Source organism: Bacteroidota bacterium (genome assembly GCA_018266835.1).
GTDB lineage: Bacteria > Bacteroidota > Ignavibacteria > Tepidaquicellales > Tepidaquicellaceae > JAFDZO01.
The window spans coordinates 48,298-72,408 of the sequence record JAFDZP010000004.1 but is presented as its reverse complement, the minus strand read 5'-3'; the positions used below and the strand labels follow the sequence as shown (position 1 = coordinate 72,408).

Annotated in this window: 20 protein-coding genes; 2 read left to right on the top strand and 18 right to left on the bottom strand. The window is 36.9% G+C overall.

Going from position 1 to position 24,111, the window contains the following annotated elements:
• Position 1 precedes the first annotated feature (1 nt).
• From JST55_11360 to JST55_11335, 6 genes are all read right to left on the bottom strand, one after another.
• On the bottom strand, positions 2–2,140 hold the full coding sequence (locus JST55_11360) for a TonB-dependent receptor (GenBank protein MBS1494104.1): 2,139 nt from the start codon (positions 2,138–2,140) through the stop codon (positions 2–4).
• 55 nt (positions 2,141–2,195) lie between these two features.
• Entirely contained in the window at positions 2,196–2,975 is a 780-nt protein-coding gene (locus tag JST55_11355) for a heme ABC transporter ATP-binding protein (GenBank protein ID MBS1494103.1), read from the bottom strand.
• Entirely contained in the window at positions 2,968–4,038 is a 1,071-nt protein-coding gene (locus JST55_11350) for an iron ABC transporter permease (protein MBS1494102.1), read from the bottom strand. Before JST55_11350 ends, JST55_11355 begins: the two co-directional genes overlap by 8 nt.
• Positions 4,039–4,119: 81 nt before the next feature.
• On the bottom strand, positions 4,120–4,995 hold the full coding sequence (locus JST55_11345) for an ABC transporter substrate-binding protein (GenBank protein MBS1494101.1): 876 nt from the start codon (positions 4,993–4,995) through the stop codon (positions 4,120–4,122).
• A gap of 50 nt (positions 4,996–5,045) precedes the next feature.
• A complete protein-coding gene (locus tag JST55_11340) occupies positions 5,046–7,160 on the bottom strand; it encodes a TonB-dependent receptor (GenBank protein MBS1494100.1) in 2,115 nt (704 codons plus the stop codon).
• Positions 7,161–7,373: 213 nt separating this feature from the next.
• A complete protein-coding gene (locus tag JST55_11335) occupies positions 7,374–7,883 on the bottom strand; it encodes a hypothetical protein (GenBank protein MBS1494099.1) in 510 nt (169 codons plus the stop codon).
• 246 nt (positions 7,884–8,129) lie between these two features.
• On the opposite strand from JST55_11335, the gene JST55_11330 reads away from it, so the two are divergent.
• A complete protein-coding gene (locus JST55_11330) occupies positions 8,130–8,777 on the top strand; it encodes a peroxiredoxin (protein MBS1494098.1) in 648 nt (215 codons plus the stop codon).
• A 106-nt stretch (positions 8,778–8,883) separates the two neighbouring features.
• Here JST55_11330 and JST55_11325 read toward each other — a convergent pair whose 3' ends face one another.
• The 9 genes from JST55_11325 to JST55_11285 all read right to left on the bottom strand — a co-directional run bounded on the left by JST55_11325 (position 8,884) and on the right by JST55_11285 (position 19,485).
• On the bottom strand, positions 8,884–9,072 hold the full coding sequence (locus tag JST55_11325; protein ID MBS1494097.1) for a hypothetical protein: 189 nt from the start codon (positions 9,070–9,072) through the stop codon (positions 8,884–8,886).
• Between the two features lie 109 nt (positions 9,073–9,181).
• A complete protein-coding gene (locus tag JST55_11320; protein ID MBS1494096.1) occupies positions 9,182–9,526 on the bottom strand; it encodes a hypothetical protein in 345 nt (114 codons plus the stop codon).
• Positions 9,527–9,643: 117 nt separating this feature from the next.
• Positions 9,644–12,532 carry a S8 family serine peptidase gene (locus tag JST55_11315; GenBank protein MBS1494095.1) on the bottom strand — a complete coding sequence of 963 codons (2,889 nt, stop codon included), beginning with the start codon at positions 12,530–12,532 and terminating at the stop codon, positions 9,644–9,646.
• 350 nt (positions 12,533–12,882) lie between these two features.
• Positions 12,883–15,408, bottom strand: coding sequence for a DNA translocase FtsK (locus JST55_11310; protein MBS1494094.1), 2,526 nt, complete (start codon positions 15,406–15,408; stop codon positions 12,883–12,885).
• A gap of 136 nt (positions 15,409–15,544) precedes the next feature.
• Complete coding sequence (locus JST55_11305) at positions 15,545–16,387, bottom strand: 2-phosphosulfolactate phosphatase (GenBank protein ID MBS1494093.1); 843 nt, start codon at positions 16,385–16,387, stop codon at positions 15,545–15,547.
• A gap of 23 nt (positions 16,388–16,410) precedes the next feature.
• The gene (gene gcvT, locus JST55_11300; protein MBS1494092.1) at positions 16,411–17,493 is read right to left on the bottom strand and encodes a glycine cleavage system aminomethyltransferase GcvT; all 1,083 of its coding nucleotides are present in this window, start codon (positions 17,491–17,493) and stop codon (positions 16,411–16,413) included.
• Positions 17,494–17,512: 19 nt separating this feature from the next.
• Positions 17,513–17,890 (bottom strand): VOC family protein, encoded by a 378-nt coding sequence (locus JST55_11295; protein ID MBS1494091.1) that lies wholly within the window; start codon positions 17,888–17,890, stop codon positions 17,513–17,515.
• 7 nt (positions 17,891–17,897) lie between these two features.
• A complete protein-coding gene (gene fsa / locus JST55_11290) occupies positions 17,898–18,551 on the bottom strand; it encodes a fructose-6-phosphate aldolase (GenBank protein ID MBS1494090.1) in 654 nt (217 codons plus the stop codon).
• Between the two features lie 118 nt (positions 18,552–18,669).
• Positions 18,670–19,485, bottom strand: coding sequence for a methyltransferase domain-containing protein (locus JST55_11285; GenBank protein MBS1494089.1), 816 nt, complete (start codon positions 19,483–19,485; stop codon positions 18,670–18,672).
• Between the two features lie 88 nt (positions 19,486–19,573).
• On the opposite strand from JST55_11285, the gene JST55_11280 reads away from it, so the two are divergent.
• The gene (locus JST55_11280; protein MBS1494088.1) at positions 19,574–20,083 is read left to right on the top strand and encodes an MGMT family protein; all 510 of its coding nucleotides are present in this window, start codon (positions 19,574–19,576) and stop codon (positions 20,081–20,083) included.
• An 80-nt stretch (positions 20,084–20,163) separates the two neighbouring features.
• On the opposite strand, the gene JST55_11275 is transcribed toward JST55_11280, so the two are convergent.
• The 3 genes from JST55_11275 to JST55_11265 form a co-directional block, all read right to left on the bottom strand.
• A complete protein-coding gene (locus tag JST55_11275; protein MBS1494087.1) occupies positions 20,164–21,627 on the bottom strand; it encodes an amino acid permease in 1,464 nt (487 codons plus the stop codon).
• Positions 21,628–21,771: 144 nt separating this feature from the next.
• Positions 21,772–22,815 carry a 6-phosphofructokinase gene (locus JST55_11270; protein MBS1494086.1) on the bottom strand — a complete coding sequence of 348 codons (1,044 nt, stop codon included), beginning with the start codon at positions 22,813–22,815 and terminating at the stop codon, positions 21,772–21,774.
• Positions 22,812–24,104 carry a 6-phosphofructokinase gene (locus JST55_11265; GenBank protein MBS1494085.1) on the bottom strand — a complete coding sequence of 431 codons (1,293 nt, stop codon included), beginning with the start codon at positions 24,102–24,104 and terminating at the stop codon, positions 22,812–22,814. Before JST55_11265 ends, JST55_11270 begins: the two co-directional genes overlap by 4 nt.
• Positions 24,105–24,111: the final 7 nt, after the last annotated feature.

The following is a 24,111-nucleotide window of genomic DNA, read 5'->3' as shown; positions in this document are numbered from 1 at the left end:
TCTAGAATTTATACTCTATGTTAAGTCCAGAATAAAAATTCCTTGGCTGCCCCAATTCATAATATCTTCCGTTGCTGTCGTTTATATTTACAAAACCGACATACTGTCTGTCAAAGATATTATTTAACCCCAACGAGAATAATAAATTGAATTTATCAAACTCAGCGGTTACCCCTAACAAGGAATTAAAGTACGAATAACTTCCCGTCTCTTCAGAATTTTTATCGTTCACAAACATTTTGTCTATATAATCTCCGTCTGCCTGTGCAAGTATTGTTATTTTTTTATTCACTCTGTATTTGTAGCTGAGAATAAGATTTACAATGTGTCTCGGGAATGAAGGTAAAATATTTCCTCCGTAATTTTCATCTGTTATATTTCCGTTTATATCATAAATTCTCGCAACATAATCTGTGTATTTGAAAAATGCATAATTGTAATTTGAAACAACTTCCAGTCCGTCAACAAGTTCATTCTTCAATCCGATTTCAACACCTGTTCTGTTAGTCTTAGCGGCATTTCTGAAAAACACCTTATCGCTTAATACAAAAGGAACGATTTCATCATCTACTCTGCTGTTATACAATGTTGCAGTAAAATATGTTTTCTTGAATAACTCTCTTCTTTCATTTTGAAGAGTCCCTTTAATTCCTATTTCAAAATTCAAAGATTTCTGTGCAGTCAAGTCCGGATTTAAAACTGTCCTTCCGCCGTTTGATGAGAAAGGATAGTTGTTAAGCTCGCTTAATGCCGGTGTATCATAACCTGTTCCGAACGAAGTATATATTGCAATGTTCGGAGTTAATTTATAATTCAGTGCAATTTTCGGTGTAAATTGCTGATATATTTTTGTTGTATCAATTGAACCAAGATATTGCAATGGAGTTGTTTCATAAATTATTCTGTCAAATCTTCCCGTTAATAACAAATCCATTTTGCCTTTTACAACGTTGACCTGATTTGAAAAATAAACACCTAAGTTATTTAATGTTTCCGTGTTTTGTGCTAAGAGAGAGAATCCCTTTACACCTCCGACATTATCATAATCTGATGTCGGTCCTGTCTGATAAAAATAATCCAGACCTGTTGAGAATTCATTTTCTCTGCCGGCTATCATTGATTTATTAACATATCTCACTGTGCTTCCCAAAACATATCTGTTGATCAAAGTGTAAAGTGTATTAGTTGTATTTATATAATCTTTTATCGCGCCGAAACCTGTCACTTCAAATTCCTGATTATCGTTTTTACCGAATAATTTTTTATATCTTACTCCAAGTCTTCCTTTTTGTGTTTCGCGTCTGAAATCCTGCGTAACAGCTAAAGGTCTTGCCTGAAGAGGATCGGCGTTATATTCAGCTAATGTCAATGAACCTGGTAATTTAATTATACCTCTTACAAAATTTCCGAGTATTTCTATTTGTGTTTTGCTGTCAGGATAAGCATCAAAAATAGAATTAACTGTATTTATGTATTCATTGCTATGCGGTCTGTATCCGTCATAGTTTCTGTAATTATAAGAAAGAAAAAATCTGTAATTGTTTTGCAGCAATCCTATCTTAACACCGTTTTGTCTTAATCCAAATTCACCGACCTGATTTATAGAAGTAACATGATTGTACGGATAGCTCAAATCCGAAATAAAATTTATAACGCCGCCCGGAGCGTTTGTATAAAGTGAAGAGGAATTTCCTTTTACAATTTCAACTCCGCCCAAAGAGTTGTAATCGATAGCATCGATTGTTGTCGAACCGTCAGGTTCTGATTCAGGTATTCCGTCCTGTAAAATTCTTATTCCGCGCACACCTGCGTTTGAACGCGTGCCGTATCCTCTGATAGATACACGCACGTCGTGGTTGCCGTAACGGTTCTGAAGAAACAACCCGGGAACGTCAGCAAGAATATCTTTAATGCTTACGTTACGGTTGAACTTGAACTCGCTCTTATCCACACGCTCTACAGCATAAGGGATATCGATAATTTTTTTACTTGTCCGGGTACCTGTAACCATTACAGTATTTATGTTGAACTCAAGTGAGTCTTTGGCTTCCATTTCACGTTCTTCTTTTTCGTCGTCGTCCTGAGCTTTGACAACTACTACAAAAAGTAACATGAACAGAAATGTTAGAATTTTTTTCACGTCCATCTGATTTAAGGTTTCCTCAAGTTAAAATCATTAATTAGTATTTTCAATTTCAATCGTTTTCATAGATAACTAATGGTTTATCAGTGAACGGATTGTTTATTATTTTAGCTTTAACATTAAAAATATCAAAGATTATTTCTTCTGTTAAATCTTTCAAATCATTTAAGATATATTTTATCAAACCGTCCTTCATAAAGATTATTCTGTCGGCATAATTAATCGAAAGATTTATATCGTGCAGCACTGCAATTACAATACAATTTTCTCTTGATATTTTTTTTGCCATCCCCAGTATAGAGTGTTGAAATTTCATATCAAGATTTGAAACCGGCTCATCTAAAAATAAAATCTTGCTGGTTTCTTTCTCCCAAATTTGTGCAAGCACTCTTGCCATCTGGACTTTCTGCGCTTCACCGCCCGAAAGTGTATCGTATTCTCTCCCTTTTAAATTTTCTATGTTCAGCATTTCCATTACGCTGTCGCAGATCTTTATATCTTCATGTGTCGGCACATTTTTAAAATGAGGATATCTTCCCATGATAACTATGTCATCGACAGTAATCGGAAATGTTATATCGTAATGCTGCGAAAGAACTGCTCTTAACTTTGCAAGCTCTAAAGCATGAAAACTTTTTATATTTTTATTATCCCATTCAACATCACCTGTTGAGCTTTTCAGACTGTTTGCAAGAATTTTTAACAGTGTCGATTTACCTGCACCGTTCTGACCCATGATAACTGTGAACTGGCCTTCGCCGAAATTCACATTTATATCATTCACCAAATATTTTTCCTTTATATTAAAGGAAACATCAGAAGCTTTAAGCAAAGAAACCTCCTTTATTAGGTGACCTTAAGTTTCTGTTCAGCAGCCACAAGAAAAACGGTGCTCCCACGAATGCAGTGATTATTCCAATCGGCATTTCCGCAGGAGCAATGATGACTCTGCACAGCATATCGGCCAGTGCAACTAAGATGCCTCCAAGCAATGCCGAGCCTGTTAACAAATACCTGTTATCAGAACCCTTCATTAATCTGAGTAAATGCGGAACAACTAATCCCACAAAACTAATTACTCCTACAAATGAAGTTGCTATTGCAACCATCAGGGTATTCACAAGAATAAGAATAATTTTTGTTCTCTCTGTATTTACTCCCAGGTAACCTGCTTCAGTTTCACCAAGCTGCATTGCATTTAACTGCTTTGCATATCTTCTGATAAAAAGAATACTGAACAAAGTTACAACAAAAACTATTGTTACAGACTTCCAGTCAGCTCCGGAAAATGTTCCGAGATTCCAGAATGTGATAGAACGCGCCTGCGGGTCCCTTGCAATGTAAGCAAGAAAACCTGTTCCGCCTGCAGCCATTGCATTCACTGCCATCCCTGCAAGTATCATAGTTGTGATGTTGACTTTTCCAAATGAAGAGGAAAATCTGTACACAACCATTGTTGCGAGGAAGGCTCCTGCGAAAGCCGCTAGAGGCAAAAAGAAATCTCCGAAGAAAGCCATTCTTCCTAAAAAATCCATTTTGCCGAACACAAAAACAAAAGCAGCGCCGAATGCCGCGCCGGCTGATGTTCCGATTATTCCGGGTTCTACGATAGGATTTCTGAACAACGACTGCATTAAAGAACCAGAGACTGATAGCCCCGCACCGACAATGATGCACATAAAAGTTCTTGGCAGCCTGATGTAAAAGAATAATCCTTCGGTAATTTTATTGACTCCGGGGATTTCAACGCCGAAAATCTTTTCATACAGGAAATCGTATATCTGATCGTATGGAATGTTCACGGCGCCTGTTCTGGCAGACACTATTATTAAAAGAACTAGTATAATTGAAAGCACAGTATAAATTGTGCCGTAGCTTGTTTTTTTGAAAATCAATTTGCGACTTTTCTCCTTCTTAGTCTTTTCTTGTGTTTCTTACATCTTATTACAAATACATATTTTGAAATCATACGTATCTTATTTCTTGTGAATCAGTTCCTGATATTTTATAACATTCTCACCTGTTCTTGGTCCGAGATATACTAAATCATGCTCTTCTATTCTGTAAATTCTATGATTCTTCGCTGCCGGAGTTAAATTTATTCCGGGAAGCTCAACAAAATGTTCCTCACCGCCTGTTCTGTCGAAACCGAAATCAGTAGCAAGTATTACATCCGGCTGGCTTCTAACAATTACTTCCGCGCTTAAATTTCTGAAGCCGGATGTATCAGCTGCATTCACTCCGCCTGCCCATGTTAGCATATCGTTTGCAGTTCCTCTGTTACCCATTACAAAATAATTGTTCATCTGTCTTCCGTAATGTATAATTAAAACCTTTGGTCTATCCGTATATTTTTTTAAATTTTCCGCCGCTGTTTTCATATCGGCATCAAGCTTGTTGCACATCTCAATTCCTTTTGCTTCGTTATTATATTCTCTTGCAATCTGCATCATTAAAACTTTACAGCTGTCTATATTAGGTGTACCCATATAAACTTTCATCGGAATACCAACTTTCTCAAGCTGAGTTATAACACTTTCCGGAGCAATACCACCGTTATGAATTACTAAGGTAGGATTGAGCGAGATAATGCCTTCAGCACTGAGCATTCTGTGATAACCGACTGTAACTAATTTTTGCGCTTCGGGCGGATACGTGCTTGATAAATCCACACCGACTAATTTATCACCTGCGCCGACTGCAAACATAAATTCAGTAAGCTGTTTTGATACGCAGACTATTCTTTCTTTTCCGTTTTTGGTGGTTGCGCTTTCTTTATTCGCGAACCTGCCGCAAGAAGTAATCAGAGCTGTAACTAAGAGTATTAAACAAATGCCAAGAGTTTTTTTCATATTTTTTAAATTCAGGACAGCTTATAAAAACTGCCCTGATAGTTTATAAATTAATTTCCAAAAATATATCTTAAAGAAGCTCCGCCGTACCATGTTGGTGTTTGCGGTGCAGGATTAAAATATTTTGTTGATGCATTCTGCGGTGTTAAGTTGATAAATATCATCTGGCTGTATTTAGCGCTTGTGAGATTATCTGCTCCACCGAAAATGTCAAGAACGTAGTTCTTTCCTAAATTTTTCTTGAATCCTAATTTTGCATTAATAGTGCTGTATGAATCTGCATTTCTGAAATTATCAAAAGAGATAGGCATTTTATCAACAAACATAAATGTACCATTAAGGTAAATTCCGGGTTTAGTTTCAACATCAAGGCCTACATTTAATAAATGAGGTGCAATGCCTGATACTTTTTTGTCATTTAAATTACCTGCTGCTGATGTATCAGAAGTATTTAATTTGAAATCAACATTGTATGCATTTGTATAGGTGTAAGATAAGAACGGTCTGATTAAGCTGAATAATGAACTCTTAGAAGGAGTAATATCTGCATTAAGGCCTAATTCAATTCCCTGATATCTTACTTTACCTGCGTTAACTGTAATTGTGTAAGCAGGTGTTGTTTGTGTTGCTGCTACGTTCTGGCTTACAAGTTTATCTGTAACATCCATCATGTAACCTGCAAGTTCGTAAGAGAATCTTCCGTTTGCCATTGTTCCTTTTGTACCTACTTCATAGCTGTTTGCTTTTTCAGGATTAAGAGCTGTATTTACCTGACCGATTGCATTTACAACTGCGCCTGTTCCCGGTGCTGAATATCCTTGTGAGAAGCTTGCATATACTGAGTAGTTCTTTGCAATAATCTGGTTAAGAGCAACTCTTGGTGTGAATACTCCGTCAAATTTTTTGCTTCCGCTTTTGTTGATGTATCCTGTTGCAACTCTCATGTCAGCGATATCATATCTGATCATGTTGTAGCTGCCGCCTAAAGTAAGCGATGTGTTTGATAAGAAACCTAACTCAGCCTGTAAGAATACATTTGACTGCTCAGGTCTTACTTCTACATCCGAAGTCATTGCTCCAAGCACACTGTTTGAAAGAGCATAACCTTTATTAAAGCTGATATTCTTTAAGTACTCACCACCGAACATAAAGCGTGTTTTAACATCGCCCATCATCGGAGAAAGTGTGAATGTTGTTCTTCCGCCGAATTTTTGTTTGCTGGTTCTGTTAAGACCTGCTGCAAAAGGCTGATCTAATGTAAAGCCTTCTGCAAACATGCTTGTCATGTTTGAGAAAATACTTGAGAATTTATAGTCGTGCGAAAGACCTAACATGCTGCTCTCAATATTAATGTGAGCATCATTTCTTAAGTATGGTACTTCAGCTGTATCAGGGTAAGCATAGAAACCGTTGCTATCTACCTGACCTGATAAATAATCAAATGAGTATGTATAGTTACCGAAAATAGAAACTGTTTGTTTGTTATCAGAATACAATGTTCCGTTCAATGTAACAAAGTTCTTGTTTGAGTTACCGTGAATTCTGAAACCGTCTTCCTGCTGATGGCCGTAGTTAAGCCATAAGTTTGAATGAGCGCCGCCCATGCTTACAGAAGTATTGGTTCTGAATAAACCGTATCTGCCTGCTTCAACCATTTGTTTTACAGAAGTTCCGTAAGGGGCTTTTTCAGTTGTAAGTTTTACAACGCCGCCGATACCTGTTCCGTAAACGCTTGATGAAGGTCCTTTGAATACTTCGATTCTTCCTAGTGTTGTGAAGTCGATGTCATCCATAATTGTTGAACCGTCAGCATCTGTAAGAGGAATATCATTATAGTAAGCCTTGTATCCGATACCATTGAAGTTGGTTTGGTTACCATAGCCGCGGATAACAATTCTTGTTCCTGCTGTTGTTGTTCTCATTTCCATTCTTACGCCGGGAATAAGATTAATTGTGTTCATTAAGTGAATACCGTTAGATCTGTTGAGGTCTCTGCCTGTTAAAACTCCGACTGATTGCGGAATTTCAATCGGCTTAAGACCGTTAATCAATCCAATGACATCAATTTCATTGGTTTGATATCTGGCAGTATCTGAATCCTGTGCTCTCACAATAGATACAGAAAATACCATAAGAATAAAAAGAAGTAGGGTTTGTCTTTTCATTTTTTGATTTTTGTTTTTGGTTTAGTTTAGTGCTTTAAAAAAATTCACAATGAATTTCTCATTCAAGAATTAAAACCTTACTTTTGCCCAAGCCAGGGAAAATAAGATGTAAACTCTTCAAGGACATAATGAACCAATAAAAAGCGTACTCCGCCATTGGCAGAATTAAAACTTTACAAAAACGAATTTTTTAAAAATGAAAGTGAGACAAGTTTAGGCTTGCCGCGGAGGAAGTGTATCGGGTGTTAATTTTATTGAAGCGAATTTCTGTGAGATATCTTTTATAGAAGTAAGTAATATTTCTGTTTTGGTGTGCTGCTGTGCTGCAGGAATAAGTGTTACAAGTGATAAAAATTTTACAAGCTGAAGCTCCATTTTGCCGTCTGTATTCTTTGCTTTGTAATCAAAGAATGATTCCAGTTTTGCAAAAAGGTGTTCTTCTTTTTCATCGTTAATACAATAAAAAATAATCTTGTCGCCGTGATCTTCGTGACGCGCAATATCATACATCTTTCCGTTTATGTTCAGTTCTTCTTCGTCTTCAATAAGATAGAGCTTAGCTTCTTCTTTAGTTAAAGAAATCGTTTCAAGGTTTTGCTCTTCCTTAATCTTTTCATTCATCTCAAAATATATAACGCGCTGCTCTACAAAAAACATGACTGCAAAGCCTGCAAAATTGAATGAGAAAATGGAAAGTAATATGAAAACGATTAACTTTTTCAACTGCTTGATTAGGTATGCGGTAAATCTAACAAAGTATAAATTAAAAAAAAAGTAATAAAAAAGAAATTGTAAGTATTTTTCTGTAAAATAGATTTCGTAAAACTATTATTTTCAAATACCTTAAAACTTTTCAATATTTGTTTGTTTTTAAAGTATTTTCGAATATCAACTTCTCTCTCATTTCAATTTAATTTCACTTCCGTTATTTTGTCTCAAACCTATTTCTCAAATTTAACATCAAAACAAATGTCACTTAGGCTTGGGGACTTAGCTCCCGATTTTACCCAAAACAGTACGGAAGGTGAAATTCACTTTCATAAATATTTAGGAGACAGCTGGGGAGTTTTATTCTCCCACCCGGCAGACTTCACTCCCGTATGCACTACTGAACTAGGAACTCTTGCAAAGATGAAAGCCGAATTTGATAAACGGAATGTTAAAGTAATTGCAATCAGTGTAGATGATATTGATTCACATAAAAAATGGGTCAGCGATATAAACGAAACACAACACACGACTGTTAACTTCCCTATCCTTGCAGATGCCGATAGAAAAGTTGCTGTTCTTTATGATATGATTCACCCTGAAGCAAACGAGAAAACAACTGTGCGTTCAGTCTTTATTATCGGACCGGATAAAAAAATAAAATTAATCTTTACATATCCTGCCTCAACAGGAAGAAATTTCCTTGAGTTGTTAAGAGTTATTGATTCGCTTCAGCTTACTGCATATCACAGTGTTGCAACGCCGGCTGACTGGAAACACGGAGATGATGTTGTAATAGCTCCTGCTATTCAGGATCCTGCCGAGCTTGCCGCAAAATTCCCGGGCGGATTCGATGTGATTAAACCCTATCTGAGAATGACTAAACAGCCGAACCTCGATAAAAAATAATTTCTGTAAATAAATATGTGAGCACAGTATTGATTGAGACAGTACCCTACTCCCGTTTTAAAACCGGCTAAATCCGGCAATCCTTCCCGTGCTCACAAAAATCTTTTTACTTAGTTGACCTGTTGATATTTTTGTAAATCTTTCCGTAGTTCTCTGTATCTTCAGCAGATACTATATACTGCTCTTCTGAACTTTCTCCTGCTTCAGTACTCCCCTTATCTTCCGAATAAGAACGAACGGACTGTTCTGAAACAAAAACTGTTAACAATGGTTTTACATTAAATAATGAAATCATTTTTTTAATTTGATTTGGAGGAATTTTAAGCCGTCAAATGCTATTTGGTCACCGAAAGAAAATATCCCTTTCGATTTTTTTAAAAAAAATTTAATTTGGAATTTTAAGCTTAGATTATGCTCTTTGGAGGAACTCCGTCAGGTGAAATACATTGAGATTGTAAAACAGGGGGAATATCTATTATTGAAGCCAGACAAATTGTCTGCTTAATTAAATTTTGCCGTTTATTAGAATGGAATAAAAAATTCTGAAACTGAACATCAGAATAATCATTATTTGAATTGTCTTCGGATTCGTTTATTTCAATGATAATATTTTCTAAACTGTTTTCAGTTTTAAATATTTTTGTAAACTCTGAGGTTTCATCTACAGGAAAATAATGACATGCAATTAAGAATCCTGATACATTAAAGAGCAGAGCGGTTAATAATATGATTGGGGTAATTTTTTTCACTTAGTATTATCAATCCTAAACTAATAAGTGGTATTATTAAATTAAAGTATAAAATTTTATTTGAAAAAATCAGCTTACGGAACAATTGTATATTCCGTAAGCTAAAATTTATTAATCTTATTTTATAAGCATCATCGTCCTGGTCTGAATTCCCAAAGCGGCCGACTCTAATCTGTAATAATATACTCCGCTGGATAAGTTCGCACCGTTAAACTCAGTCTCGAATTCTCCCGGCTGTAAAATCTGGTTTACAAGTGATGCAACTTGTTTTCCTGTGATATCAAACACTTTCAGAGAAACGAAATCTGATTTTGTAAGATTAAATCTAATCTTAGTAGTCGGGTTAAAAGGATTCGGATAATTCTGAAGCAATTCATACTTTGATGGAATTATCTGGCTTACATTTTTTACATCTGTAGATGTAAAAAATTTTTCTTTCGCGTTCTGAGTGTTTGTCCTTAAATCAGCCAGACTGCTGCCCTTCACCAAAGCAAATCCTATTGTTGTTGTATCACCTGCAGCAAGGGTAAGCGCACCGGCAGAAATTACAAAACATACATTCCCCGGTCCCAGAGTTGTTGTGTTGATTCCGTTTGAAAGAGCATCCCATTTCTCCTGAGTTGTAAATCCGTTTATAACATCTGTTCCGTTTAGCGGTTTGTAACTTAAAGTCTGACCTGTCAACAATGCAATTCCAAGATAAGGTGATGACGGACTGTTAAATGTATAAGCTAATTTCAAATCCTGCTCAAGTCCTGTTGTGTTACCGCCTAAAAGATTATCAGGAGAGAAGAATGAATAAATTCCGAAATATAAATTTGATATAGGAGCTCCGCTGTTATTCTTCAGTTTGTATCTGAAAAGAACTGCATTAGCATTGTTCGGCTCAGCAAAAGAAAAACTTTTCTGAATTACTTCTACGCCTATTTTATTATCACCCGCTCCTTCATCATTAAATGAACCGTAACCGAACTGGTCGTTACCAACCTTGTTTACTATATATGTTGATGTAGCAACAAAATCTGTATCCGATGCATTTGCAGGTGTAGTTCCTTTTCTACAGACGTCAGAGACTTTTGTATTGCCTGTACCTATCATAAGTCCCGCTTCAAAAATCTGATTGAGGCTTCCGTTATTTATAAATAATCCGTTGCCGTATGCCTGTGCTTTTTTGCCAATAGCTCCATCTTTTGTCACTGATAAAGTCAGATTATTGGAGTTATGTACTGCAATTCCTTCTCTGAATTTTATTGTAAAAGTATTTGCGGAGTTATCCGAGTAAGCAGTATTTGAGTAAGCTAATTTGAAAGTTACATTTCTATCAAACGGACATCCCGGCTTTGCTTTTATTTCAAAAGTATTTGCAAGCGATGTAGCGTAAGAACCATATGCAGCAAGGTTACCCACAAAAACCGAATCTTTTGTAATTTCTATATTAGGGTCAGTAGTTGTTAATCTCAGTGATACATTATTTCCTGCAAGCCATGTGTTCTTATAATTTAATACAACGGTTACTTTTTCATTAATATCATAAATCTTATCGTTGTTGCCGTATAGTGAATCACTTGAAGCAAAAGATGAAATTGTAACAATCGGTTTCTCTGTAACACACTTAAAAGCATTAACTCTTCCTGTGCCAAGAAGCCCGACGTAAGTTGGATTTAAATTATAGATACTGTCTACACCTAATTTCAATCTGTCCACTACCTGAGCAGGTGTCCATTCAGGATGAACGCATCTTATTAATGCAGTTGTTCCGGCAGTAATAGGCGAAGACATGGAAGTACCGTCTAACGCAGAATAAGAATTATTGAAATAAGTGCTGTTTATTCCCTGCCCGGGAGCAGAGATATCTACAGTAGTATGGAAATTTGAAAATCCTGTTTTGACGTCACCTGATGTTGTTGCAGCGACTGAAACTACGTTATCGTATGATGCAGGATATCTTGCCCAGTTCTGACCGACTCCGTTTGCATCTCCGTTACCTGCTGAACCGCAGATAACAGCACCTGCATTCCATGCATTGTTACAGACGTTTTGTGAAAATGCGCTGAATGTTGAAGAGCCGAATGAACAGTTGATTACTTTTGCTCCGTTCTGATATGCATAAACAATCCCGTTATCTGTATCCCACAGACCTGTGTTTGAGTTATCATCCCAGTGTTTTGTTATAAGAAGCTTACACTTGAATCCGACTCCTGCGCCGTTTATTCCGTTATCCGTTACCTGTGCTGCGCAGCCTGATACGTGCGAGCCATGAGAGCCGTCACCACCGATTACAACGTTCGGGTCGTTATCTCCCATTCTCACATCCCATCCCTGCCAGTCATCAATATAACCGTTGCCGTCGTCATCAATTCCGTTAGTTCGTTTGTCATGTCCTAGTCCGTCTAATCCATTCTCTCCGGGATTATGATAAATATTCGCAGCTAAATCGGGATGGTCTAAATCACTTCCTGTATCAACAATTCCGATTATCATGGTTGTATCACCTTTAGTAATATCCCATGCCTGGATTGCGTTAATTTTTGAAATATGATACTGAGCTGCTAAGGTAGGGTCGTTCGGAGTGTAGTCAGGGTCATAGATGTAAGCCGGTTCAACCCACTCTATAATGTCTCTGTTTTTCTCCATAAGAATTTTAGATAGCTCTGCAGGATCAGTTGAGTTATCATAGGTAAATCTGAAAATTCTCGCAAGGTCGTCATCTCCGATAGTCCATTTTTTGTAGTCATGTTTCAAAGGAAACATTTGCAGAACTTTGTTTACAGAGTAAGATGATAAAATATTATCGATGCCTGCAATACCAAATCTTTTTTCTCCGAAAGAAAACTGAGCGCTTTTAAATTTGATGTTGACAACACCTGACTGATATTTTGCTCCGTCCGATAAGCGTTTAATAACTTTACCGCCGGCAAGATATTCGAACTTCTCTGTAGAATTAAAACTGAATAGAGTTAAAGAAAGGAAAAGAAATAGCGGAAATAATAATTTTTTGCTTCTCATAGCTTTGTTAGGTTTATTTTTTAAAAATTGCAATCTCCTTCCAAAATTATGATGTAATGAATCTAACAATATTATCAAAATAATTTCCGTTTTCAATGGAAAAGTAATTATGGAATAACTGAAAGAATTTTTCTTAGAGTCAGATGACAATACTGTTAAGGATTAATAAAGGGATGAATTTAAACTAAGAAGCTGGTGTGTAAAGTTTTTAGCTAATAAGAATTGTAAATTAATGATAAATCAAATGCAGATACGACAACTTCGTTTTAAATGCTTATTTTTTCAAAGATTTATTGTAAAACTTACGAGGGGGCGTAAGTTTTGTCCTATGTTTTATTAGTGATATAAGACTAATAAAATATCCCTTCTAAATCCTCTTCTCCTACAAGTATCTCTCTGCCCTTAGCTCCGTTGCCGCTGCCGACAATTCCTGCAAGCTCCATCTGATCAACTATACGGGCTGCTCTGGCATAACCAAGTTTCAATCTTCTCTGTAATGTTGATGTAGAACACTGCCCAAGCTTTACTACAAGTCTTGCTGCTTCTTCAAAGAGCTCATCTCTCTCCTCATCTTCTCCGTTGAAAGTTCTTCGTTCAACAAGTGAAGGAAGCAGATAAGGTTTTTTAAATCCTACCTGAGCATCGACGAATTCTGCAATAAGCTCACACTCTTCAGTGGAGATAAATGCATTCTGGATTCTTATCGGTTTCTGTGATGAAGATGACATATAAAGCATGTCGCCGTTTCTCAGTAACTGCTCTGCGCCTTTCATATCCATAATGGTACGGGAGTCAATCTGCGAAGCTACCTGATATGCAATTCTCACAGGGAAATTTGCTTTTATGACACCTGTGATAACGTCAGTCGAAGGTCTTTGTGTCGCAACGACTAAGTGAATACCAACTGCTCTTGCCATCTGCGCAAGACGTGCAATCGGCTCTTCAATATCTTTCTTAGCTGTAATCATAAGATCGGCAAGCTCATCAATGATAACTACTATGTACGGCATTTTTTTGTGACGGATAAATTCTGTGCTGGTCAGCTTTCCTTCTTTGTACTTAGCATTATATGCTTCTATATTTCTTACTCCTGCATTGGCAAGTTTATCGTAACGGTTATCCATTTCCACTGTAAGACTTTTTAAAATGCTCACTGCATTCTGGGGACTAGTAACAATGCTTTCATTAATATCACTTGAAGATGCAAGATAATGTTTCTTTAATTTTGAATATAAGTTAAGTTCAATTTTCTTCGGGTCAATCATTACGAACTTCAAGTCGGACGGATGCATTTTATAAATCAGGCTGGCAATAATTGTGTTAATACCGACTGACTTACCTGAACCAGTTGCTCCTGCAATTAAAACGTGAGGCATCTTCGCAAGGTCATCAATGAACACTTCACCATCGATAGTTTTACCCATAGCAATTGGCAGAAGCTTTTCAGTGGAAGCATATCGTTGTGAAGAAACTAAGCTTCTAATTCTTACCATCTGCGCTTTGCGATTCGGGATTTCAACACCCACGGTTCCTTTGCCGGGAATAGGAATAATTAATCTTATTCCTTTGGCCTTCATAGCAAGGGCAATATCATCCTGTAAGGATTCAATCTTTGAAAGTTTTACATCTGCTGCCGGTACAAGTTCGTATAATGTTACAACCGGTCCGGGAGTTGCAAAAACTTTTTCAATTTCAATTCCGAACTTTAACAATTTTTCCTGTAATAATCTTCCGTTGCCTGTTAATTCTTCATCGGGAATAACTTCAAGCTCTTCTTTCGTCTGCTCTATTAGTAAATCTATACCCGGAAATTTATATCCTTCAAGTTTTTCTTCAACGAAATCATCTTCATCTTTTCCCATAAGTCCTTCAAGCTCATTGGAGTTCTCGGGATTTATATCTATTTCAGTTTTATCACCTTTATTTATCTCTGTCCCTACAAATGCATCTTCAAAATTAGGCGCTTCTTTTTTCTTAAGCCTTTCGGATTTTACTCTTTGCTTAAGTTTCGGTTCTTCTTTAATATCATCCTTAGTATCAATTATTTCATCTTTCGGTATAACTTCAAACGGATCTCTTTCTACATTTATAAATGCCGACTCAATTTCTTTTGGGCGATTAATTTCAGTCTCTTTAATTAAATCAACTTCCTGAATCGGAAGTGTTTTTGCGCCTCGTAATTTTTTTATTCTGTCCTTCTCTGCTTTAATAGGGTCCTGCTCCGCAGGTATAAATCCCAATTTTATTTTATCTTCATCCGCAGCTTTTCTTAAATTGTTTTTCGTCTCCTGCTGAGTTGTCAGATCTTCTTCATGCTTCTTAAAGCTTTCAATAAATCTTAAGAATAATAATTTAATTCTGGCAAGAGTTTTTACAATGCTTCCGTCAATCATTAAGAATGCATCAAGCACGAACAAAAAGAAAAATACTACTGATGCCCCTACTCCTCCGAGTATCTTATAAAAAATTGTTGCCCATGTATCACCTGCTCCGCCGGCGTATTGTAAAAATCCTGTATTTGTTCCTGCTAAAATTTTTAATAATCCTGTTGATACACCAAGTATTACCATCATAAAAAATGCAAAAATACTGAACTGAATATATCTTCCCAATGGCTTTTTCCATAGAAGTGGAAAGCCGAGAGCAAATAAAATTACAGGAATAAATATTGAATAATAACCGAAGAAATCTTTTATGAAGAAAGCGGATACATATGCTCCGCCGATGCCGAGCCAGTTAAAGCACTGTTCGGGACTTTTGAAGTTAAATAATTTTCTGAACTCGAATGTATCTATTAATGTGGAATCTTTTGGTGAGAATGTTACAAGCGAAAGAAAAAGTAAAATACTGAGGACAATTAATAAAAATCCCAGCATCTGCTTTTTAGCGTCGGCAGAGATCTCAAAATCCTCTTTTTGAGTTTTAGAGCGTCGGGATTCTTTTGCTTTTATTTTCGCAGTGCGTGCCATAGTGATTATCTTTTATCCGTTCTTTATATCTTCTTAATACTTTTTATGCGACGTCTTTTGCAGTGCCGGCTTCCTCTTTATCGGTAGTCAGACTAAGCTTTTTCATCTGTGCTTTCTGGTTTGATTCACCTTCGAACTGTTCTTTTAATTTTATTATTCCGCCTTTAAGCATCGGAATACTTGGTATGCTGTCTATGGTAGAACAGAATTCTAAATCTTTTTCAAATCCAAGCTCGACTAAATATTTTCCATGCTCTGAAATCTTCATCATGTTCAAAACTTTCGTTGAAGAGATTTTGCTCTTCTCATATGCAAATGATTTAGCTAAAGTTAAAACTGCGTTTTCAGGGTCGCTTAAAAAATAATTTTCTTCGTGCTTATCGATAAGCTTATTTACAATCATTCCTGCGCAGACTGCATCTTCTATACAGAAGTTATTCAGTTTGCCTGAGCAGATTATTACGAAGTCTTCATTAAGTTCTTTCAGATACTCTACAACTGCTTTAAGATTTACAAAGCTTGCAATGATGCAGTTCTTCGAATACTTAGCTTTTGATATTGCAACTGTTCCGTTTGTTGTGGAGAACACAAGCGATTTATCTTTTATAACTTCAGGAGTATATTCCAGAGGAGAATTGCCAAGATTAAATCCTTCAATTATTTTTCCGCCTCGCTCTCCGCATAACAATGCGTTGGCAGAACCCTTTGCAACACGGACTGCAGTAGCTGCATTCTCAGTAGGAATTACTTCCTTCGCGCCGTTTACAAGTGCAGTGGGAATTGTAGAAGTTGCACGAAGCGCATCTATTATAATTACATTTTTACCTTTTAAAGTCAGCTCATCTGTAACCAGTGAATGAGTAAGATATACGGTTATATTTATCATGTACTAAGAACTTTCTGTTTTAATTAATTTAAAAATGGTGTCTTAACGATAGTTGCTTTTATTTTCTTATCGCGTATTAATATTTCTATTGGGGTTCCGATTTTGTTATGGCCTTCATTTATATATGCGAGGCCGATATTTTTTTGAAGCATAGGTGACATGCTTCCGCTTGTTACAACTCCGATTTTTTCATCGCCCGCATAAACTTCTGCTCCGTGCCTTGCAACCATTCTGTCATCAACTATAAATCCTACAAGTTTTTTCTTCAGTCCTTCGGCTTTGCATTTTTGCATAGCTTCGCGTCCATTGAATTCGCCTTTATCAAGTTTGGTAATCCATCCAAGTCCTGCTTCAAGCGGATTGTAATTTTCATCCATATCGTTTCCGTATAATCTGAACGCATATTCAAGTCTGAGTGTATCTCTTGCGCCCAAGCCGATAGGTTTTATATTAAACTCTTCACCGGCTTTGAAAATTTCATTCCATAATTTTTCCGATGTCGGAATATCTGTTTTTGAATAAATCTCAAAACAGATTTTTTCACCTGTATAACCTGTGTGAGAAATTATGCAGTCGATTCCTGCAATCTTTCCGAATTCAAAATTATAATATTCTATCTTTGATAAATCTGTATCTGTTAATTTCTGCAGTGTTGGTAAAGAGTTCTTTCCCTGTATTGCAAGAAGAGAAACTTCATCGGAAACATTTTTCAACTCAACATCTCCGAATGTATTCTTCGACATCCACTCTAGATCTTTTTCAATATTAGATGCATTGATAACGAGCATAAAATAATCTCCGCAGTGATAAACTAGCAGGTCGTCTATTACTCCGCCGTTCTCAAGACACATTGATGAATACTGAACTTTTCCTTTCTCAAGTTTCGATACATCATTGGTAGTTAACTTCTGAACAAACGCAAATGCATCTTTACCTCTTACTTCAACTTCACCCATGTGTGATACGTCGAATACTCCGACTGAATCACGCACTGCCTTATGCTCTGCAATAATACCTTCGTACTGAATCGGCATTTCATATCCTGCAAACTCAACAAGCTTTGCGCCAAGCTTCTTATGAATATTATTGAACGTGGTTTTTTTCAATTATCTATGAATTTAATTTTTATTTTAATTTCCAGGGAGGATTGACTCGATTTTCCCCCGCATAATACAAACAAAGAACATTGCCGTCAGGATCTTTTAAATGTGTCTCTCTCCATAGCCATTGCTTGTTTTCAAGCTCATCAGTGAATTCAAATCCTTTGGATTTTAACTCACTCACTTTTTCATCTAACTTTTCCGAACTATCGCACTCAAAATAAATTACTGTTCCTGAAAAGTGTTCATCTTTTTTGTGAATAGAAAATGTTGCTTCGTTTCCTTCAGCAACAAATCTTGCATAATGTTCGCTCTTTACTATCGGGACTAACCCTAATTTTTTATAAAACTCAAACGAGGCATCAAAATCATTTACTGAAATTGTGACCTGATTTAAATTCATTATAAATTTATTTAGCTGCGTTCAGTTTATCCCAGTCTTTAAGGAAATTTGAAAGCCCGATATCTGTTAAAGGATGTTTTGCAAGCTGTTCGATAACTTTGAACGGCATTGTTGCAATATCTGCACCGAGCATGCATGAATCAACAAAATGCAGCGGATGTCTTACTGATGCAACAAGAATTTTTGTTTGGTAATCATAGTTTCTGTAAATATTTACCATCTGTGCGATCAGTTCCATACCGTTTTGTGAAATGTCGTCTAATCTTCCTACGAAAGGACTAATGATATATGCGCCTGCTTTGGCAGCAAGAACTGCCTGCGAAGCCGAGAAGCACAACGTTACATTTGTTCTGATACCTTCATCAGCAAATGTGCGGACTGCTTTGAGACCTTCTTTTATTAATGGGACTTTAACTACAATATTCGGGTGGATTTTTGCGAGCTCTCTTCCTTCTTTAACAATTGCATCATATTCTGTTGAAACAACTTCAGCGGAAATATCACCGTTTACAATTTTACAGATCGATTCAAGCATCGATTTAAAATCTTTATGCCCTTCTTTTGCTACAAGAGATGGATTTGTGGTTACACCGTCAAGCAAACCCATGTCGTTTGCTTCTTTAATTTCATTTAGGTTTGCTGTATCTATGAAAATCTTCATAATTCGTAAATAATATGTTTAAAATAAATTTAGGAAAAATAGCTAAATTAAAGGTTTAATTAAATGGAAAATAAATGCATAAAATTTAAAATCCCATTCTGCAAAATAAAGATTAGTTTTATTTTCTTCCTGCCATATCAACAACTATCGGCGAGTAGAAAATTGCGTTAGAATCGTAACGATGTTCCAGCCAGTCCTGAAGCATTTCATCTGCTTCACGCGATGAAATCGCTCCCATTTTTGCCATTACATCAAAGTGTACTGAGAAAAACTTATGAGCCCATTCAAAAACGGCGCTTTCCTTATCCCCTGCAAGAACTGTAGGTTTGTAATCAGTCAATTTCAAACCAACTTTTTTATAAAGTTCGGGGATTTTCAAAGCAATATACGGGTCACCACCGCCCTTAAGCCAGTATTTTCTTACTGCTTCGGGGACTTCTTTAAATACTTCCGTCATCGGATGACGTGTAATGCCTTCGTAATTATAATCCTGCAAAGCGATGACTCCGCCGGGTTTCAATGCTTTGTATAATTTCGAGAGAAAAAGTTCCGGGTCAGGTACGAACGAAATAACCCAACGCGCAAAAATGAAATCATAATAATTTTCAGGAAGCTCGGCTTCTTCAACAATTGAATTGATGAACCTTACATTTGTGATTGAATTTTTTGAACAGTAATCTCTGAAATGGTTTAGATAAAGTTCTGAGGGTTCTAATGCAGTAACTTCGCCTTCCGGACCGACGTAGTTTAGTAAATCCATGCTGACAAATCCCGGACCTGAGCCAACATCAAGACACTTCATGCCATTTGACACACCACTGCGTGAAATAAAATCAGTTGTTACATTGCGCCATACTCCGTTCTGGAATTCAAGACGTTTTAATTCTTTAAGATTAACGCCTAAGATATACTCGGCGTTTTTTTCTTCACTCATTTTTTGAATTATAATTTAGAAACAGTGTAGTTAATTTAATGATGACAAAAGAGAAATGAAATAAGAAAAAGTAAAACGAAGAAAAAAAATGAAAACAGAAAAGAAAACCTCCGAAAAATCATCTAATAAATCACTAAAAAAATCATTAAAAAGAGCAGCAAAGAAATCCTGGAAAGAAAAATTAAACGATTCAAAGGACTTACCGCGAGTAATTAACTTAAATGCAGAGGCAGAAAAAAGATGGGGCGGCAAAACAATGGTAATCCCTGCGCCCATTGAAGTAGATGCAGTAATGAAAACTGTTAAGAAGGGAAAAGTTATTACGATAAATGATATACGCAAACAGCTTTCAGAGAAACACTCAACAGAAACTGCCTGCCCGATAACGACAGGAATATTCGCGTGGATTGCATCTCACGCTGCCGAAGAAGAGAGAAAAGGGGGAAAGAAAAAAATTACTCCTTACTGGCGCACGATAAAATCAACCGGTGAACTGAATGAAAAATATCCCGGAGGAATTTTAGCACACAAAAGAGCTCTGCAGGCAGAAGGACATGAGATTGTGAAAAAAGGAAAGAAGTATAAGGTGGTGAAGTGAATAGACTATAATACTTTAATATTAACCCCGCCGTGAATAACGGGGTTAATATTCCACAATTTAATTAATAAAAAAATTACCTAAGGTATAACATCTACAGGCGGCAGTTCTTTCTTTATTTTATTATTCCAGTTTCTGAAAAATGGAATACCTATTAATACCAAAGCAAGTCCGATACCTGCATCTCTTGGATTCTGAATAATTGTTACTATCACAAGTGTAGCGCAGAATAAAATAAATACTGCCGGCACTATGGGATAACCGACTGCTTTAAACGGCCTGTGCGCATCCTTCATTTTCTTTCTTAATACAAATACTCCCAGCGCGCCTGCGCCGTAAAAAATAAATGAAGCAAAGATAAGCATATCTGTAAGCTGGTCGAATGTTCCCGATAGAACAAGCAGACTTGACCACAATCCCTGCATCAATAATGAAGTGTAAGGAGTCCTGAATTTAGGATGTACATTTGCAGCCGATTTAAAGAATAAATTATCCTTTGCCATTGCGAAATAAATTCTTGATGAAGCAAGTATAGTCCCGTTAGTCGTTCCGAATGTAGAGACCATAATCAAAACGGAAATAAATAACGCTCCGTTATTACCCATGAATTTCCTCATAACTTCTACAGCTACAATTGTATTTTCTGTATTGGCAATTCCGAGAAGTTCATTCAAAGGAAGAACATATAAGTAAGCGTAATTTACGAGGAGGTAGATTGTTGTTACAAGTCCCACTCCGATAAATAATGAAAGCGGAATAGTTCTCTTCGGATTTTTAATTTCTCCTCCGAGGTATCCGATATTATTCCAACCGTCATATGCCCAGAATGCGCCAAGCATTGCTGCGAACATAGCACCGAAAAGTCCGAGTGAAGAATTGTATGTCGCTCCGGGAGCGGCAAACATCGGCTGCACATTTGATGCGCTTCCCCCGCTGATTGTCAGAGCAAGAATTATAATTGTAATGATTGCTAAAACTTTGAGAACTGTGAAAACATTATTGATGATACCTCCGAAAATTACTCCTAGATAATTTGCTCCTGTTAAAAATACAATCGTGCCTATTGTTAATAATTTTACTCCGAAGTTATCAAGCGGATTAAAAATCCCGAACAGAGTAAACTTTTCCGCAACATCACTTAAATGGAATAACGGAATTACGGAGTTAACCGACTCGGCAAACACATACGCAATAGAAGCTATCGAAGCAGTCTGAATAACTGAAAAGCATGACCATCCGTACATAAACGCAAAAAACTTTCCGTACATGTGCTTGAAGTAAACATATTGTCCCCCAGGCTCAGCAATGAGTCCCGCAATTTCCGCATTAGTAATTGAACCGAAGAGAGTGATTATACCTGCGATGAGCCATGCAATCAATATTAGACCGCTGGAGTGTAACTCGAGAGACATCGGCGCTGCTTTTTTAAAAACGCCGGAACCTATCATTGAACTTATTACTATTAATATGGCTGTGGTTAAGCCGAGACGCCTGAGTAGACCTGAGTGATGCTGGTCAGCATTATCCGGTAATGTTTCTTTCATTATGAAAGGTGCTTAAATTTTCAAATTAAAACTAACTAATAAAATTCATTTTACAACAAACGCTGTAATATAATAATAATGAATATGAAATATTAATTAATTTTAATTGAAGAACTTAAACGAACTTAAGGACTAATTGCAGAATTAATTAAAAAAGACTTTTGCTTCTTCGTATAATTCAGGTGGGACTGTTTTTAAAACTTTAATTGCATCAGCAATAGGAATATCAACTATCTCGCTTCCTCTTAACGCCGACATTCTTCCGAATTTTTTTTCTGTCACCATTTCAACTGCATGAATACCAAGTCTTGTACCAAGCATTCTGTCGTATGCAGTTGGCACTCCGCCTCTTTGTACATAGCCAAGGATTGTTGCGCGTGTTTCAAATCCGCTTTTCTCTTCGACAACTTCTGCAAGAAGATTACCTATACCGCCTAATCTTTTTCTGCCGAAGTCATCATATTTTATATTGCCTAATCTTTCTTTATCCATAGCAATCATTTCATCTGCTATATAATCTGCGCCTTCTGCAATGACAATAATTGAAAATAATTTTCCGCGGCTGTAACGTTTCATAATTATTTCAATTACTTCATTGATAGACATTTTGAATTCAGGCAGAAGAATAATATCTGCGCCGCCGGCAATTCCCGAGTGCAGCGCAATCCATCCTGCATGCCTTCCCATTACTTCAAGAATCATAATTCTGTGATGCGACTCTGCAGTTGTATGTAGTCTGTCAATTGCTTCTGTTGCAACAGTCACTGCTGTATCAAAGCCGAATGTTACATCTGTTCCTGATATATCGTTGTCGATTGTCTTCGGAACTCCGATAACATTTATACCAAGCTCATATGCCTGCTGAGCGATATGCATTGAGCCCTCACCGCCAATGGCGATGAGAGCATCAAATTCGTCTTTAGCAACTTTATGCAGCAGAGTTTCTTTGCCATGCTGCTGAGTGAAAGGATTAAATCTTGACGTCCCAAGTATCGTTCCGCCTCTGTTTATAATTCCTGCAATTCCTTTTGTATCAAGCTCTCTGTAATGTTCATCGAAGAGACCTTTCCACCCGTTATAAATTCCCATCGTAGTATAGTTATGCAATGAGGCTTTTCTCACGATAGCTCTTATCACTGCATTAAGTCCCGGGCAGTCACCGCCGCTTGTCAAAATTCCTATCTTCAATTTTCTTTCTGTTCTTTTATTGGTGGATCGTTTGTTAAATACTGAAATTTATCTATGAACTCTTCCGTCTTCATGTTTCCAATCAGTGCCAGTCTTGCAATATTTTTTACTTCTTCGAAATCATTATTTTCCATTCTTATCATATACTTTCTGGCAACTTTATATCCGTCAGAATCCACATCAACTTCCCTTGTCTGGATTTTATTATTATCTCCTATGATATCATGGAATTTTATAGGTATTAACTGTCCTTTATCAACAGTTACAATTGCTCCGCTGTTGCCGGATAATAAATAACGGACTGCTGCGTAACCTAAATCCTGAGTGTATTCACAGTCATAAGGAATCGGATCAGCGCATCTTAGTTCATAACCGATATCTTTATTTACAATTGTTGCATCGATGCCACGGGCTTTTAGTCTTCTCCTTACTTCTTCTTTCGTAACTTTACCGATATCTATTTCAGATAATCTTATGTTGCCGTGTGTATCCAGCTCAAGATTTACATAGGGATTTGATTTCAATTCCTCCAAATCAATCTTATGTATAATGCCTTCGGCCAGAATTGCAACGCCGTACGGATGTCCCGAAGCAAGTCTTTTTATAATTGAGACTTCAAGTATATCACAGATCGTGTTAAAGCTGACTTCCTGATTTCTGAATTCTTCTCCTATGATAGTAAGTGTAGCGCCTGCTGCTTTACCGATACCAAGAGCTAAGTGACCAGCTTTTCTTCCCATGGTAACAACGTAATACCAGCGCTTCGTTGTAGCTGCATCCATCATTAAAGACTGAACAATTTTCACTCCGTGATGTCTTGCAGTCTGATATCCGAATGTAGGCATGTTTCCCGGAAGAGGTAAATCGTTATCGATTGTTTTCGGAACGTGCGCAACTTCTATTTGTCCCTTTGTAAGCTCGTCAATTTTATATGCGCTTGTTGCAGTGTCGTCTCCGCCGATTGTTACTAAATAATCTACTGATAATTGTGTGAGCGCCTTGATGGTTGCTTCGAGTTTTTCCTTGCTTGACGCGGGATTTTCACGGGAAGTTCTTAAAATACTTCCGCCTGAAAAGTGAATGCGGGATACATCATCTATTCTTAGTTCTGTTACGTGAGTATGGTCACCTTTTGCAAGCCATTCGAAGCCGTCGTATACTCCTATTACATTAAGTCCTGAATTAATTGCTTCAATAGTAACTGAACGGATAACTCCGTTTATTCCCGGCGCAGGACCGCCGCCGACAACTATTGCTAAGTTCTTTTTGTGATATTGTGCATCTTTCATTGTAGTG

Bases quoted from the DNA above. Each gene is read 5' to 3' on its own strand.
- JST55_11280 (MBS1494088.1), top strand. From the start codon at position 19,574: ATGAAAACAGAAAAGAAAACCTCCGAAAAATCATCTAATAAATCACTA.
- JST55_11265 (MBS1494085.1), bottom strand. From the start codon at position 24,104: ATGAAAGATGCACAATATCACAAAAAGAACTTAGCAATAGTTGTCGGC.
- JST55_11310 (MBS1494094.1), bottom strand. From the start codon at position 15,408: ATGCTGGGATTTTTATTAATTGTCCTCAGTATTTTACTTTTTCTTTCG.
- JST55_11315 (MBS1494095.1), bottom strand. From the start codon at position 12,532: ATGAGAAGCAAAAAATTATTATTTCCGCTATTTCTTTTCCTTTCTTTA.
- JST55_11340 (MBS1494100.1), bottom strand. From the start codon at position 7,160: ATGAAAAGACAAACCCTACTTCTTTTTATTCTTATGGTATTTTCTGTA.
- JST55_11330 (MBS1494098.1), top strand. From the start codon at position 8,130: ATGTCACTTAGGCTTGGGGACTTAGCTCCCGATTTTACCCAAAACAGT.
- fsa (MBS1494090.1), bottom strand. From the start codon at position 18,551: ATGAAGATTTTCATAGATACAGCAAACCTAAATGAAATTAAAGAAGCA.
- JST55_11345 (MBS1494101.1), bottom strand. From the start codon at position 4,995: ATGAAAAAAACTCTTGGCATTTGTTTAATACTCTTAGTTACAGCTCTG.
- JST55_11295 (MBS1494091.1), bottom strand. From the start codon at position 17,890: ATGAATTTAAATCAGGTCACAATTTCAGTAAATGATTTTGATGCCTCG.
- JST55_11285 (MBS1494089.1), bottom strand. From the start codon at position 19,485: ATGAGTGAAGAAAAAAACGCCGAGTATATCTTAGGCGTTAATCTTAAA.
- JST55_11305 (MBS1494093.1), bottom strand. From the start codon at position 16,387: ATGATAAATATAACCGTATATCTTACTCATTCACTGGTTACAGATGAG.
- JST55_11275 (MBS1494087.1), bottom strand. From the start codon at position 21,627: ATGAAAGAAACATTACCGGATAATGCTGACCAGCATCACTCAGGTCTA.
- JST55_11325 (MBS1494097.1), bottom strand. From the start codon at position 9,072: ATGATTTCATTATTTAATGTAAAACCATTGTTAACAGTTTTTGTTTCA.